Genomic DNA, 12,423 nt, shown 5'->3' with positions numbered 1-12,423 from the left:
CTCTTACTTGTGAATTTTTCTGGCCACGCGCAACTTAGCTGAGTGCGAGCGGTTATTGGCTTCTAATTCTTCTGCACTTGGCAAGATTGGCTTACGGGATACCAATTCCATCTTGGGCTTGAGATCATCTGGGATGAAAGGCAAACCTTTTGGAACTTCCACCGTTGAAGCTTCCTTGAATAATTGCTTGGTCAAGCGGTCTTCTAGTGAATGAAAGGTAATCACTGAAATTCTACCATCTAGAGCCAACATCTCCATAGCCTGCTGAATGGATTCATCTGCCGCTCCCAGTTCATCATTTACTTCAATTCGAATAGCCTGGAAAATCTGCTTGGCAGGATGACCCTTCTTCTTGAGCTCCTTGGCAGGTTTGGCCGACTTGATAATTTCTGCTAACTCAGTCGTTGTCTCGATTGGCTTCACTTCACGTGCTTGTTCAATCTTACGCGCAATCTGTTTAGAGAATTTGTCCTCACCATACTTGAAGAAAATACGAACCAAGTCATGATAGTCATAGTGGTTTACCACTTCATAGGCTGTCAGACTAGCATCCTGATTCATCCGCATGTCCAATGGTGCATCCTTTTTATAAGAAAAACCACGCTCACGCTGATCCAACTGAGGACTAGACACTCCCAAGTCATAACAAATTCCATCAATTTCCTGAACACCAGCTTCGCGCAAACGTGCCTGTAAATGACGGAAGTTATCCTTGATAAAAGTCACCATTCCCTTTTCAATGTAAGGTGCCAAGCGTTTTTGCGCATTGTCAATGGCATTCTGGTCTTGGTCAAAGGCATAGAGATGGCCTTTTTCACTTAATTTACTTAATAAATATTCGCTATGGCCTGCTCCACCCAAAGTCGCATCAACGTAGATACCGTCAGGCTTTACGTCGAGCATATCAATCGTCTCGTGGAGTAAGACCGTTACATGATGAAATTCTTTTGTCATATCTTATCTATTTTACCACAAATCTGACTAGCTTGCACTAGTCAGACAAATAGGCCAAAAACAAGTAAGATTTCTTTAAGAAATATGTCAAATATGCTTGACATTCGCTCTATAGAAGAATATAATGTAGTCAAATATATACGACACAAATCAGAAAGGAGAACAGATGAATCGTGTGAAAGAATTTCGCAAGGAACTGGGCATTTCCCAGCTCGAGCTCGCCAAGGATATCGGTGTCTCGAGACAGACCATCAACATGATTGAGAACGACAAGTACAACCCAACTCTGGAACTCTGTCTCAATCTCGCCCGCAGCCTCCAAACTGACCTCAACAGTCTCTTTTGGGAGGATGATTTTTAAAAAAGGAGCCAACACATGAAAAAAGAAACCTTCACTGAAAAACTCATCAAGCGCACATACGGTATTTCTGATCCACTTGACGAATACAAACGACGCGAGGCAGACCGTATAGGTAACCAAGTCTTTATCTTCCTTTTTTATCTGATGATTTTCGGAAATCTTATTCCGCTCGTTCTGGCCTATAAATATCCTCAACTAGTGGCTCTAGTCTATCCTCCTCTGATTTTAGTGATTGCCCTCATCGTTGCTGGATATCTCACATACCAAATGCAAAAAACAGGGATTACAGCTATTGATCCAGATATGCTGAGTGAGAAAGAAAGTAAGCAACTACATTACCCAGGTCTTAAAGCAGGTCTACTCTATGGATTAATGAGTTTTTTTTCAAGCCCTCTTCTCCATATACTGCTAGGTGAGAGTCAGGACTATCTTCAGTCACTTCTCGCTTTTAAAAATATTTTTTCAAGTATTCTCCAGTCTTTCTTCTTCGGAGTGATTATACAAATTATCATCTCCCGTCGCATTGCAAAAACTAAGAAAAATCAAGATGAGGATTAGGAGGAAACTCATGAAAAAAGAAAAGAAACAGTTACGTTATCCTGGTCTGAAAGCAGGTTCGATTTATGGAACAATAATATTTTTTATAATTCCACCCATTGATACCCTAACAAGTGAAAATCCAAATTTTATCAGTTCTCTTCTAAATACAAAACATATTTTTAAAACTATACTGGGAGCTTTCTTTTTCGGAGTGATGATACATATTGTCGACTCACTTCGTATTGCAAGAGCTAAAAAAGACCAGGATTAGGAGGTACCTATGAAATCATTACTAACTTTACTTACCTATCATCTTTTGTTCAGTTCTCTGCTCATCTTCATCATCATTTCAGGGGACTTGCCAATCAGAGAGATATTCCTCGTGCTAGTCTTTTTTCCAGGGCTTAATAAAGGACTGACTTATCTAAAGATTGACTCCCCAAAAACGCGCACACTTAACTTAGCACTATACTTTATGATTCTATCTTTTCTACAACTAATGCTCGTCTCAGGCAATTGGAATTATTATTTACTGCTGACTATCGCTAGCATTTCTTCTATCACTTATCTTTATTATCTCTATCAACTCGTTAAAGAAGTCAATCAAAAACCGCTCATTTAGGAGGTTACTAGCATGAAAAAAGAAGACTTAACCATTCGCCTACTTCGAAATCTCTTTCACATTCAGGGTCCTTTTGATGAATGCCGGCAAGAAATTATCTATAAGGCTTGTGCCCGTTCCATGGTCCAAATCGTTTATTCTTCCTTCTTTCTCTTCTTGTTTTATCTATTATTTGGACGCTTCATAGAGGTCGTTCGCTATGCCATGCCCTACGTTTACTCTGGACTCATTTTTTTCATTACTTTAAAAACTCAGAGAGCCGTCAAAGAACTCCATCTGGAAAAAGATGACAAGTCAGAAATCATCCTCAAAACCTACAGCAAAGCCCAAATCAAATTTCGAAGCTGGGTTGTGTTTATCGGTCTTCAGATTGGCCTCTTTACCCTACTCATCTTTCATAAAGTCTTCGTTCAGCAGATGTCCCTTTCAGATTTTGCGAAGTTGCTCATGCAATTTGATAAAAGTGGTCCTTTCCTAATGTACGGCCTGATTATCGGTAGCATTTTTGGAACTCTGACCTACGGATTTCTATCACTACAGGAGGAGAAAACTCCTAAAAATACCAAACAGAAGGAGAAAAGCAAGCAATGACTTCACTATACGATTTTTCAGTCTTGAAGCAAGACAATCAAGAAACCTCACTAGATGCCTATCGTGGTAAGATTCTCTTGGTTGTCAACACTGCTACTGGATGTGGTTTAACGCCCCAGTACCAAGGACTTCAAGAACTCTATGATCGCTATCAAGACCAAGGTTTTGAGATTTTAGACTTCCCTTGCAATCAGTTTATGGGACAAGCACCAGGCAGCGCAGAGGAAATCAACACCTTCTGTAGCCTACATTATCAAACCACTTTCCCACGTTTTGCCAAGATCAAGGTCAACGGTAAGGAGGCAGATCCCCTCTATGTTTGGTTGAAAGACCAGAAATCTGGCCCACTGGGAAAACGAATCGAATGGAATTTCGCTAAATTTCTCATCGGTCGTGATGGACAGGTCTTTGAACGCTTCTCTTCCAAATCAGACCCCAAACAAATTGAAGAGACCATACAAACCCTACTATAATTCACAATCTCACTATGATTAGGTTTCCTTTAGCCTAATGAATAGTGAGATTTTTTGATGGGCTTTGACTTATACTCTTCGAAAATCTCTTCAAACCACGTCAACGTCGCCTTGCCGTAGATATGGTTACTGACTTCGTCAGTTCTATCCACAACCTCAAAACAGTGTTTTGAGCAACCTGCGGCTAGTTTCCTAGTTTGCTCTTTGATTTTCATTGAGTATTAAATAGAAAAGTGTACAAATGTCTACTAGGAATATCAGAAACATCATGAGTATTAATCAAACTAAAAGGACCTAGCCCTATACAATACGGAACTAAATCCTTTGAATAAATAATTGATCTAACTTTTAGAATCCCTACAGAAATTCCAGTTTTTCTCTATTTGATACCAGACATTAGTTTTTCAATACGTGGAACGTAGAAGAGTAAGATAATACCGAATACAATCGTAATTCCTCCAACAATTCCATAGTAAGCCACTTCAGTTTCGCTTGTATAAAATTTTACAATTTGAGCATTGATAGCTTGGGCAGCAGCGTTACTTAAGAACCAGATAGACATCATTTGTGCTTGGAAGGATTTTGGTGCTAGCTTAGTAGTGACTGATAAACCAATAGGCGAAATCAACATTTCCCCCACAATCACAATAGCCCAACTCATAATCAACCAGAAAGGACTGACCTTAACATCTGTCCCAAAGAGCATCCCTGGTAACATCATCCACAAGAAGGATAAACCTGCTGCTAATAAACCGTAAGCAAATTTCTTAGAAGAGGACGGTTGCTTTTTACCCATTTTTCCCCACAACCATGCAAAAATCGGCACATAAATCATAATGAAAAGTGGATTGATACTTTGGAAGAAACTAGATGGGAAATGAATCTGATTCCCAAATACATTAAAGTAAAGTCGAGTTTGATCATCCGCAAATAGAGCGAGAACAACAGACCCCTGCTCCTCAATAGACCAGAAGAGTACTCCAGCGATAAATAAAGGAATGTAGGCAAACACTCGGGATCTCTCAGTAGCAGTTATTTTCTGACTAGATAAAATTTTGAAGAAATAGTAGATTGGAATGATTACCGCAATCACTGTAAAGATATTAACAATCATATCCACGTTAAACTGGTGAGTAAAGACTAAACCTATAACCACGAGAATAACCATGACAAGTGTAATCAGCAAGCGTTTAATCAAGGTCTGCTGGTCCTTCTGTGAAAGGGGATCAGTGGGGTAAAGACTTGATTCAGGCAGGTATTTCTTCCCATCTAAAACATACTTCACCAGACCAAAGAACATCCCAACGGCAGCTAATGAGAAACCTAGATGGAAATTGACTTCCTGACCTAGATAACCTACTAGATAAGGGGCAACGAAGGCACCTAAGTTAATACCAAAGACAAAGATACTAAAACCTGCATCCCGTCTATCATCCTCTTTCTCATAAATTCCCCCCACCATATCTGAGATATTGGGTTTTAAAAATCCAGTTCCAAAGATAATCAAGGCAATAGAAAGATAGAGAGCCACTTGTCCAAAAGGTGTTGCCAAAGCAATATGCCCTAGCATAATCAAAATCCCACCGTAAAAGACAGTCTTACGGCTTCCTAAAATACGGTCACTGACAAAACCACCGACAACCGAGGACAAAAATACCAGCGAGCCATAAATCGCCATAACCGATGCAGCCGTGGTCTTATCCATCCCCAACCCACCATCTTGCACACTATAGTACATATAGTAAAGTAGGATAGCTCGCATCCCATAGTAAGAAAAGCGTTCCCACATCTCTGTAAAGAAGAGGGTGGACAAGCCCATAGGATGTCCAAAAAATGTTTTCTGTTTTTCCATATATATTCTCCTTTAACGATATAATAATTCATTTTACAGAATTTTCAAACAAATGTCAAACAAATCCTGTTTGTTTTAGAAAATTTTCTGAAAAAATCATACATCTCATACTTAATTCCATCATAAAAATCCATTTCAGACTAACTTCCACTTCGGTCAGGCAAGTGGAAGTTACTTTGAAAAATCACCTTTAAAAATTTGCTCCTGTTTAGTTAAAAAATGTTTCAAACCTTGAAACATACTTATCCTTTCCTCTTCAGTAAACAAAAAACATCCCTATGCCAAACTTGTAATTACTAAAATACAAGTCAATAAGCATAGAAATGTAAAACTATTACACATTAAATAATAGAAATTGTGTACGAAATGTCTCAATTAGTTTTCGCTAGTAAATATCATTTCCAACAAACGCCCTCTCAATTCCTTATCCTGATGATGCAAGATATTCATTAACTCATGAGAATTTTTCGCATTGATGAATTGATTTAACAATCTATCTTTTAATTCATATGGAAGAGAAGCTGTCTTTAGTAGTCTAAAAACTTCATCATTCAGAGATGGTATTTTATTATCTTTACATTCAAATCTAGCTGTATCATTCTTATTTGGCAATTCAATTATAGACACATTCGTTCCTTTAAAATGAATTCTATGTTTTCTATTGCTTGGAACGATACTAGAATCTCCTTGTAATGCCAACTCTACTATTCCCATTTCCCAATCGATTGATAATCTTGTTTTATATCTTTGACCATTTTGATCTTCAATCATTTCAAAAGAATGTTGTTTGCCTGGAAATACATACCAATCTACAACTTCAGGTAACTCAACACCCATATCTATCTCAGAACCAACCAGGGGAATGATTGCACCACTTTTTGCAAACACAGGCATAGTCGAAATGTCTCTATAAACACTCAACTTCACACCACCTGTATATTTTTTCTCTGAAAAGAAGTCATACCATTCACCTTCAGGGAACCATACATCCACTTTTGCAGATTGGAATGCCAAATCCATCTTTTCTACAATGGGAGCCACCATCAGTTCTGTTCCAAAAAAGTATTGATTTGGAACATTATAGCTCTCATCATTCTCTGGGTAGAAATAATACATTGGGCTAATTAATGGGGCACCTTCCTCGTGTGTCTTTACATTCATGGTATATAGATATGGAATCATCTGATGTCTCAAACGAAGGTATTTCTTCATAATCTTAGATGTTGTTTCTGAAAAAAACCAAGGTTCTTTACTATTAAAGGGACTTCTGGAACTATGTAATCGAGTAATCGGACTAAAAACGCCAAACTGTAGCCATCTGGTTTGTAGCTCTTCGTCATAATCCCCCAGCATGTGTCCACCAATATCATGACTCCACCAACTATAACCGATATTTGATGCTGTCGCTGTAAAATAAGGTTGAAATCTTAAGGAATTCCAACTAATAATAGTATCCCCTGAAAAACCAACAGGGTAGCGATGACTACCAGGACCTGCATATCTTGATAAAATCAAACCACCTTCTTCATTTTTACAACTATCCTGATAATGATAATGGTTTAAAAGCCACAGTGGATCCAACATGCCTTGTGTCCCTTGTTGCCAGTCAATCCACCAAAAATCTACTCCCTGCTTTTCTAGCTTATAATGAACATCTTCAAAGTAGGATTCTCTAAAAGAGGGATTAAAAAAATCAAAAATAGCAGGTTCTTCTAGTTCTACATTTAACCCCAATCGTTTGGCGACTCGAGGATAAGCTTCTTCATAAGCCCGTATACCATCAGCAGGATGGACATTTAAAGAGAGTTTTAACTTTTTATCATGAAGTTGTTGCAATAACTGTTCTGGATTAGGTATTAAGTTTCTATTCCAACTATATCCTGTCCACCCACTTCCAAAACGGGCTGGAATGTCAGTTATATGCCAATCCATATCTAACACACCGATAGATAATGGAATGTTCTCTGTTTCAAATCTGTCTATTAAATCCAAGTATTCATCCGACGTATAAGGCCAATATCTACTCCACCAATTGCCTAAAGCATATCTTGGCAACAAAGGTGTTGAACCAGTCAAATGGTAAAAGTCTCTGATTGCTCCTCTATAATCATGCCCATAGGCAAAGAAATAGAGGTCAATTTGATTTTCTCTCTCAATATAACCAGACTGTTCATCCCAAATAAATCCTTGAGAATCATCCAATAAGGCTATACCATTTCGGCTAATAATTCCATCTTCTAATGAGATTGCTCCATCTGCCTTATCCAGAGTCCGAGCTGTTCCTTTTAACGTTTCAATAGATTCACCAAAATACCAGCGACTACCATATACGGCAAAATTTCCTTTTAATTCTATAAATAAATTTTCGGCGTTAAATTCTCCTTTATTAAAGTGCAGATGGAAATAGTCCGTCATAATATCTAGTACGTTTGATGTCTCGATATAATCTAACGAAACTTGGCCAAAATCTCTATTATAGATAAGTTGTGTCGTTCTATCCTCAAAACTTCCAGTTTGAGAGTATTCTAACCTTACTAGCTTGTCTGTTAATACAGAGATTCGATAAAACTCTCCCTTAAAAATTTTCAATTTGTTTTCCTCCTTTTAGTAAATTTCTTTACCTTATCAAACATTTTATTTGTTATCGTTACATTCATCAATCCGCAAAAAGCAAATCCCCCAAATGTAAATACGTAAATAGCTGTTAAAACTCGTTCTGGACTACTAAAACTCATATACAGTACAGAAATATTAAATAAAACCAACATGATAGCTTGTATTGGATTTAACATACAAATTAATACGCTATTTACAATACTATTTTTTAGATTATCTTTAAATAGACCAATATAGGGAAAAATAACACTCATCAAAAGTATTATAACAAATAAAAAGGGCAACACTAACAATAAACTATACTCTGAAAATAAACTTGAATAGCCCCAAAGACAATAGTTCACATATAAAAGTAATTCTATTAGGAGGATAAACAACCAAATAAAAGTTGACTGTTTAAAATTTCGTCTAAAGATCCGAAAATAATGATAAGCAATATCGGTATCTTTACCTTTTAAAATACGATACCACATTGTCGTAAGAGAAGTTAATGATGCCCCAATTGTAACTATTGGAATACAACTAACAATAAATAGAGTATTTAAAATAATTAAATCTGTCAAAAAAGTTAAAATTCTAACCACTTTTCCATCTAATGAAAATAATTTTTGCATAATATATTCTCCATAAAATCAATCGTCTTAACTCTATATTTTAGAATGTCAGTTGCACAAAAATATTACCTAAATTATTTAAAAAACATTTCCAAATTTCTTTAAAAATTAGAATAAAGGAAGCGAGATAATTTGATGTTATCAGTCTCGCTTCCTGTAATTAGCTAGTCCCTTGTTTATACAACCAAGAGTTCATATAAAATATTACTCTTTTACTTCTTTTTGGTAACGATTATATGCTTCCTGTTGAATCTTCATAAATTCGTCCAATCCCATATTCTTAAGAGTTTCTTTATATGAGTCCCATTCTTTTTCTATGCCGCCTTCAACTACCCATTTAGATGCTTGTTGTTTGACATAAGATTCAATACTCACATAGATTGATGATAATTTGTTAAGTTCTTCTTGTGAATAAATCACATTAGGGTAAGCTGGCAACGCAAATTGTTTCAAATCTTGGTCCATCTTCAATTTCAATCCATCACCTTGTGTTTGATCGATTTCTACGCGACTATTGATATCATCGCTTACGTATTTAGGACCAAAATCTCGAAGTGAATTAATCCATGCCCATTCATCAGCTGATTTACCATCTTTAGGAGGTAACACTTTAAACTTATCACCATTCTTTTCAGTAGCTATTCCAAATGATCCATAGAAATTCTGAATACTTGCTTCATCTGTATATAATTTATCCAACCATTTCAATAATTTAGCAGGGTTTTTGCTCTTATTTGTAATCAAAATTTCATTTCGACCATAGTTGTAATGATCTGGATCAGAAAAGACATATTGTTTACCATCCATACCTTTTAAAGCAGGTAGAGCAATATATTCACTTGAATGTAAGCCAAACGTTGCATCTGCTGTCCAACCACTAGAAACACCTACTCTAGATACTCCCTTATCCATACGTTTTGCTACACTCATAGAGGTATCTTCTGTAAAGATTTCCGGATCAATCAAACCTTTTTTATAAGATTCGTGCATTGCCGCAATCCCTTGTTTATAACTTTCCTCTGTACGAAGGTAGACTGGTTTTCCATCTTTTACAGACATTTCATACGTATTATCTGCCCCTAAACGATTATTGAACGGAAGAATATATGAGAATGTTGGATCAAAGTTTCCTGCTCCGAATGGAATTTCATCAGAAGCGTCTCCATTTCCGTTCGCATCTTTATCCTTAAATTCTTGTAGTACTTTTACTAAATCATCATAAGTTTCTGGAACCTTTAATCCTAAATTATCCAGCCACTTTTTATTAATAAATAGCTGATTAGCTACAGTAGGACGCATCGGTAATTTTTTAGGTAGACTGTAGATATGACCATCTGGTGAAGTAATCATAGCTTTAATCTTAGGTTCTTTCTCCATAGCCTTAGTTAAATTTGGCATGTTTTCTTTGATTAAATCTTCCAATGGAATAAATAAAGATTGGTTCTGAGCAATTTCTGAATCTGTAAAAGCATTTGAACCTAAAAATGCATCTGGTAAATCTCCACTAGCAACCAACACAGATTTCTTATCTGCCCAATCTGCAGCTACAAGTGTATCCCATTTAACATCGATACCTGATTCTTTGGCAGAATCAGTTAGAAAACCTTTATGATAATCTTCCCCCCAGTCAGACCAACGAACAGTTGTGATTTTATAAGAATCTTCTCCAGACTTATCGTCCTTATTCGCATTATTGGAATTTGCACAGGCTGTTAAGCCAGCAAGTGTAACTGTTCCTAAGAACAAATATGTAAATGATTTATTTTTCATGTTTTTCTCCTATTCTTTCAAGGCGCCAATCATTACGCCTTGATTAAAATATTTTTGAACAAAGGGATATAGCAACATTATCGGAGCGGTTGAAATAACAATTGCTGCATATTTCATCATATCTGCTTTGATACGAAGATCTGATGCCACTTCTCCTGTTGCTTGCGATTGTAACATTTGATTACTAATTAGTAAACGTCGTAAAATTAATTGCAATGGCTGTAAATTTTCATTCGTTAAATAAATTAAAGCATTAAACCACGAATTCCAAATACCAACTGCAGTCCAAAGTCCAATAACTGCTATAATAGCTTTTGATAACGGAACAACTATTTTAATAAAATAACGAATTGTACCACATCCATCAATTTGCGCAGCCTCCCACATCCCGTCTGGAATACTATTATTAAAGAAAGTTCTAGCAACAATAATATTGTATGATGAAACCGCAAAAGGTATTACCATTACCCAAAATGTATCAATTAGACCAACATTCTTTACTGTTAAGTAGGTAGGAATCAAGCCACCTGATACGAACATAGGGATTATGTATAGAATACTCATCCATTTTCTACCAACTAATTCTTTTCTAGATAAAGCATAACCAGCTGGAATATTGACTACTAAAGCAACTAAGGTACCAACAACAGTATATAAAATGGTATTTAGATAGCTACGTAAGAATAAAGGTTGTTGAATAAGACGTAAATATCCATCTAATTTCCATTCTCTAGGAATAAACCATACCTTTCCATTTGCAACATCTGAAGGATTACTAAAAGATGCAATCACTACAAACCATAACGGATAAACAATTAACAGGATAAGGAAAATTGCTAAACCATAGGTAACTATATCAAATAATAATTCAGAGTTTGTTTTTCTTGATTTATGAAACCATCTCACTTTAAGCACTCCTTCCTTTAAAAAAGACCCGTTCTAGTATATCTTTTCGAGAACCAGTTGACAGATAACAAAATTATTAGATTGACTACGGTGTTAAATAACCCAATAGCTGTCGAATAACTATACTGAAAGTTCACCATACCAACTTTATAAACATAGGTCGAAATTATCTCACTTCCTGCTAAATTAAGAGGATTCTGTAATAGTAACACTTTCTCAAACCCTACACTTAATAAACTACCTGCTCTTAATATTAGCAAAATCATAGCAGTCGGCAAAAGTAATGGTAATTCTATATGCCGAATTTTTTGTAATCTAGAGGCACCATCCATAGTTGCGGCCTCATAATATGTAGGATCAATTGCAGAAAGCGCTGCCAAATAAATAATACTATCCCAACCAATATGTTGCCATACATCACTCCAAACATAAACACCTGCAAAATTACTAGGTTTTGATAAAAGATCTGGAATAGTAATTCCAACAGACTTAAATACATTCGCTAACAAACCACTAGTAGGAGATAAAAATAAGATAATCATCCCACACATAACCATTGTAGAGATAAAATGGGGTAAGTAGGTTGTCACTTGAAATATTTTTCTAAATTTCCCAACTCTTAACTGATTACTAATGATAGCTAGTATAATAGGTAAGGGGAATCCTACTACAATACTATAAAGTGAAATTTTTAATGTATTGAACATAGTTGTCCCGAATTGGAATGATGAGAAAAATTGAGTAAAGTACTTAAATCCTACCCACTGACTAGCAAAGATACCATTGGCTGGTGAATAGTCTTTAAATGCAATAATTAGTCCCAACATGGGAATATAGGAAAATAAAATTAATAGCAATATTGAAGGAAAAAGTAATATATATAACGGAATACTATGCTTTAATTTGATTTTATGAAGTTGAGATGCTACTTTCATGTTTTTCCTCCCATCTGATTTTCTACGATTATTTTACACCATATAGAATTCCCTTAATAGAACTTTTTGGACTAGGTTTATCAATTTTTCAGTTTTTTAATTTTAAAAACTATTACTTTTCCGACATCTTGATAAAACATATCTGTTTTGTTACATGATATCGTATTTTCAAAGTGCTATAATTTTAAG

At 35.9% G+C, this 12,423-nt stretch carries 13 protein-coding genes; 6 read left to right on the top strand and 7 right to left on the bottom strand.

Translation table 11 applies throughout. From position 1 onward, the window contains the following. Window positions 1-3: 3 nt before the first annotated feature. Entirely contained in the window at window positions 4-954 is a 951-nt protein-coding gene (gene rsmH / locus O3636_RS07570) for a 16S rRNA (cytosine(1402)-N(4))-methyltransferase RsmH (RefSeq protein WP_000159402.1), read from the bottom strand. 166 nt (window positions 955-1,120) lie between these two features. Here rsmH and O3636_RS07565 point away from each other — a divergent pair, with 166 nt between their 5' ends. From O3636_RS07565 to O3636_RS07540, 6 genes are read left to right on the top strand one after another with little or no spacing between them, the layout of a single operon-like run. Next, window positions 1,121-1,315, top strand: coding sequence for a helix-turn-helix transcriptional regulator (locus O3636_RS07565; protein ID WP_001082470.1), 195 nt, complete (start codon window positions 1,121-1,123; stop codon window positions 1,313-1,315). Between the two features lie 15 nt (window positions 1,316-1,330). Continuing rightward, a complete protein-coding gene (locus O3636_RS07560) occupies window positions 1,331-1,873 on the top strand; it encodes a DUF3278 domain-containing protein (RefSeq protein WP_371642444.1) in 543 nt (180 codons plus the stop codon). A gap of 10 nt (window positions 1,874-1,883) precedes the next feature. Next, window positions 1,884-2,126 (top strand): hypothetical protein, encoded by a 243-nt coding sequence (locus tag O3636_RS07555; RefSeq protein ID WP_000711735.1) that lies wholly within the window; start codon window positions 1,884-1,886, stop codon window positions 2,124-2,126. A 9-nt stretch (window positions 2,127-2,135) separates the two neighbouring features. Further along, window positions 2,136-2,477 (top strand): hypothetical protein, encoded by a 342-nt coding sequence (locus O3636_RS07550; RefSeq protein ID WP_371642442.1) that lies wholly within the window; start codon window positions 2,136-2,138, stop codon window positions 2,475-2,477. A 12-nt stretch (window positions 2,478-2,489) separates the two neighbouring features. After that, entirely contained in the window at window positions 2,490-3,068 is a 579-nt protein-coding gene (locus O3636_RS07545) for a DUF3278 domain-containing protein (protein WP_371642440.1), read from the top strand. Further along, window positions 3,065-3,541 carry a glutathione peroxidase gene (locus tag O3636_RS07540; protein ID WP_371642438.1) on the top strand — a complete coding sequence of 159 codons (477 nt, stop codon included), beginning with the start codon at window positions 3,065-3,067 and terminating at the stop codon, window positions 3,539-3,541. Before O3636_RS07545 ends, O3636_RS07540 begins: the two co-directional genes overlap by 4 nt. A 379-nt stretch (window positions 3,542-3,920) precedes the next feature. Here O3636_RS07540 and O3636_RS07535 read toward each other — a convergent pair whose 3' ends face one another. From O3636_RS07535 to O3636_RS07510, 6 genes are all read right to left on the bottom strand, one after another. Next, window positions 3,921-5,330: a peptide MFS transporter gene (locus O3636_RS07535; protein WP_371642491.1), complete on the bottom strand. Its 1,410-nt coding sequence runs from the start codon at window positions 5,328-5,330 to the stop codon at window positions 3,921-3,923. A gap of 438 nt (window positions 5,331-5,768) precedes the next feature. Continuing rightward, entirely contained in the window at window positions 5,769-7,982 is a 2,214-nt protein-coding gene (locus tag O3636_RS07530; protein WP_371642437.1) for a TIM-barrel domain-containing protein, read from the bottom strand. Beyond that, a complete protein-coding gene (locus tag O3636_RS07525; RefSeq protein WP_371642435.1) occupies window positions 7,979-8,623 on the bottom strand; it encodes a DUF624 domain-containing protein in 645 nt (214 codons plus the stop codon). The genes O3636_RS07530 and O3636_RS07525 overlap by 4 nt, the downstream gene beginning before the upstream one ends. A gap of 204 nt (window positions 8,624-8,827) precedes the next feature. Further along, window positions 8,828-10,393, bottom strand: a complete 1,566-nt coding sequence (locus tag O3636_RS07520; RefSeq protein WP_004256278.1) for an extracellular solute-binding protein — start codon at window positions 10,391-10,393, stop codon at window positions 8,828-8,830. Window positions 10,394-10,402: 9 nt separating this feature from the next. After that, entirely contained in the window at window positions 10,403-11,299 is an 897-nt protein-coding gene (locus O3636_RS07515) for a carbohydrate ABC transporter permease (protein WP_001267167.1), read from the bottom strand. A 17-nt stretch (window positions 11,300-11,316) separates the two neighbouring features. Beyond that, window positions 11,317-12,234, bottom strand: coding sequence for an ABC transporter permease (locus tag O3636_RS07510; protein WP_371642432.1), 918 nt, complete (start codon window positions 12,232-12,234; stop codon window positions 11,317-11,319). Window positions 12,235-12,423: the final 189 nt, after the last annotated feature.

The organism is Streptococcus sp. 27098_8_76, from assembly GCF_041432315.1.
In the GTDB taxonomy this organism is placed as follows: domain Bacteria; phylum Bacillota; class Bacilli; order Lactobacillales; family Streptococcaceae; genus Streptococcus.
Note: the sequence above shows the minus strand (reverse complement) of the source record. Positions and strands in the feature narration are given on the sequence as shown.